A 2,728-nucleotide genomic window follows, 5' to 3' on the forward strand; every position below is an offset into this window, starting at 1 on the left:
GTTACTCCATTGACGAATTAGCCGCAGTTCCAGATGGTGCAAACCTAGGCCTTGGTTGCGGCAATCCCCAAATAATAGCAGCACTAAAACCTGGAGAAGTTGTATYGGATCTGGGCAGTGGCGGTGGTTTTGACTGCTTCTTGGCATCCCGGCAAGTCGGAGAAACGGGTCGCGTCATCGGGGTGGATATGACTCCGGAGATGGTTAGTCGCTCCAGAGGTAACGCGATTAAAGGTGGCATTACGAATACAGATTTCCGGTTAGGGGAAATAGAACATTTACCGGTTCAGGATGGAACGGTGGACGTCATTATTTCCAACTGTGTGATCAATCTCTCACCAGCCAAACAGCAAGTGTTTGATGAAGCGTACCGTGTCCTGCGCTCCGGTGGTCGCCTTGCTATCTCGGATATTGTTACAACGGCTGAACTCCCACTCGAGATTAGAAATGACTTGGATCGGATGTACTCCAGTTGTATATCAGGGGCTTCATCCGTCGACGAGCTGAAAATAATTTTAGCGAAAAGTGGATTTAAAGATGTGGTAGTTGAATCTAAAGATGATTCAAAGGAATTTATTAAAGATTGGGTTCCTGAAGCCCATATTGAAAATTACATTGCGTCAGCGGTGATCAAAGGGGTTAAGTAAAATAGAGGTTGAGGTTGTGTCCGGTAGGGTGCCCTTGCAGGGGCACCCCTCTTATCATTCAATCCATTTGAATGAACAAATGTCCGTCTCGTAAGATGACTTCATACGTGGCAAGTCTTGCACTTGGTACATTCTGACAACGTCCGGTATGCGCTTCGAATGTCCAGCCATGCAACGGACACACCAGCTCCCCGTCTTCCAAATCCACCGTGTAGCCGGCATGTGGGCACTCGCGCGACATAAGCTTATACGTGCCTTCCTCCTCGAATAGAAAGTAAACATTATGCTCCAGATCAACCTCGGCAGGAAATGTCGTGAACCTTTCCATCGGTCCTAACAGGATCTCTCTCATTTATGAATCTCCCCGTTCTTGTTTTTATAGTCAGCTTGGATTTCTAGTAAATAAGATATCACAAAATCCCTTTGCGCTCATCATTTTTTTCGGAAATGATGATAGCATCCACCACCGACATTGCCTATAATGAAACTGGAAGATCACAGAATTCCGGGTGATGTGGCCTACTTTTCTAATACGGAGGTCAAAAGCATGAGAATGGTGGCAAGCGATACGGGCGAATTGCATCTTGTTTGCGACGAATGGCCGGCTTTATCCTTACGTGCACGTCGGATCTCGGCTATACCGGTTTAGGGTCATTAGTCATGAAAGCCGATTAAATAAGAGAAAGAGTCCGTTCGCTTAACGGACCCTTTCACTTATTTATGCGTAGCCAGCCACTGGGCGAGATTGGCCGCTTCCTCTTCCTTGAGGGAGCTCTTGAACGCCGGCATGCCGCCTTTGCCGTTCAATACGAGCTTGTAGAGCTGTTCCGTGCTCAGCTTGGTCCCGACTTTCTGCAGGTTAGGCCCGACCTTGCCTTCCAATTGATCCCCGTGGCAAGTGATACACGACTTCTTATAGATCGTCTCGGCTGCCGCTTGATCCAGCGTGACCGCCGGCATGGCTGGCCCTTGCGCTACTGGCTCCTGCTCGGGCTTGTCCGAACTCGTGTCCACCACGAGCACGACCAGACCGAATATACAGGCTGCTGATACTAATAGTGCCATGATCCATTTATACATTGCAAGTCCTCCTTCTAGATCCATCCCTAACAGGGATAGGGGTTACTTCATTCCCTACCATTATAGCCAACCCCTATTTTGATTAGAATGACCCTTAAGGGCTATAAACCGCTGCGAATGAAGCCACCTCGTCACAAGTTGGACAAACCTGATTCGGGCTGATTACACGGGTTGTTCAAGGGTTGACAGTCGTTGGAGCCGCAAAAAACGGTCCATGTTCAGATGGCACTTTTCCGACCCTTGCTACTTTCTTGCTTTATGTTAGTTGCGATAAGCAGTATTTTGTTTGGTGGGTGTTCATAGTCCGTCATTGCAGATACGGTTAATTCTCCTCACATGCGTTCACAATAGCAGAGGGAGCTGCATCCAAGAGAAACCATTATGATATAGCTAGAGGGGGGCTAACTTGAATACACTCATTCACAATTTTCCATTAATCGCGGCACTATTGGCTATTATTATGGCTCAGCTTATTAAAGTCCCACTGTTCCTGCTAACGAATCGAACATGGAACCCACATATTGCGTTTAGTACGGGAGGGATGCCAAGTTCTCATTCCGCCGCAGTCTGTTCCCTTACAACAGCCATTGCATGGGACTCGGGTGTTTCGTCTACTGGTTTTGCCATTGGTGTCGTTGTAAGTGCCATCACCATGTTTGATGCGGCTGGTATCCGAAGGCATGCTGGCATTCACGCTTCTTTTATCAATCGGTTAATGACGGTCGTTCGAGCTAATGAACAAGAAGGTAATCACCATGAGGCGTTAAAAGAGATGTTGGGGCACAGACCGATTGAGGTGATCGCAGGAGCTATATTCGGAATAGTGCTCAGTACTGGGCTTTATTGGTTGTGTTACCAGTAGGGGCTGATTGAGCCCGATAAGTTCTTTTTGATCTTAACACTAGTGTCATACTTTTGCTCGATCCATTCGGCATTATCGATACTCCTTCTAATTAGAACTTGCTGAACCTACGGACTCTTCCAATTGCTCTGACTCCCGG

At 47.5% G+C, this 2,728-nt stretch carries 4 protein-coding genes; 2 read left to right on the forward strand and 2 right to left on the reverse strand.

The genetic code is table 11. The annotated features are described in order from the left end of the window. Positions 1-647 (forward strand): arsenite methyltransferase (gene arsM, locus AC1DWB_RS33275; protein WP_477545371.1); only part of this gene is annotated, 647 nt, incomplete at its 5' end. A 58-nt stretch (positions 648-705) separates the two neighbouring features. Here the strand turns inward: arsM and AC1DWB_RS33280 are convergent. After that, positions 706-999, reverse strand: coding sequence for a Rieske (2Fe-2S) protein (locus AC1DWB_RS33280; protein ID WP_477545372.1), 294 nt, complete (start codon positions 997-999; stop codon positions 706-708). 362 nt (positions 1,000-1,361) lie between these two features. Next, positions 1,362-1,727: a c-type cytochrome gene (locus AC1DWB_RS33285; RefSeq protein WP_477545373.1), complete on the reverse strand. Its 366-nt coding sequence runs from the start codon at positions 1,725-1,727 to the stop codon at positions 1,362-1,364. 406 nt (positions 1,728-2,133) lie between these two features. Between AC1DWB_RS33285 and AC1DWB_RS33290 the strand changes: the two genes are divergently transcribed. Beyond that, positions 2,134-2,589, forward strand: coding sequence for a divergent PAP2 family protein (locus AC1DWB_RS33290; RefSeq protein WP_477545374.1), 456 nt, complete (start codon positions 2,134-2,136; stop codon positions 2,587-2,589). Positions 2,590-2,728: the final 139 nt, after the last annotated feature.

It is taken from the genome of Paenibacillus sp. P4_E11, from assembly GCF_056401635.1.

Coding starts and splice junctions, on each gene's coding strand:
- AC1DWB_RS33285 (WP_477545373.1), bottom strand. CDS start 1,727: ATGTATAAATGGATCATGGCACTATTAGTATCAGCAGCCTGTATATTC.
- AC1DWB_RS33280 (WP_477545372.1), bottom strand. CDS start 999: ATGAGAGAGATCCTGTTAGGACCGATGGAAAGGTTCACGACATTTCCT.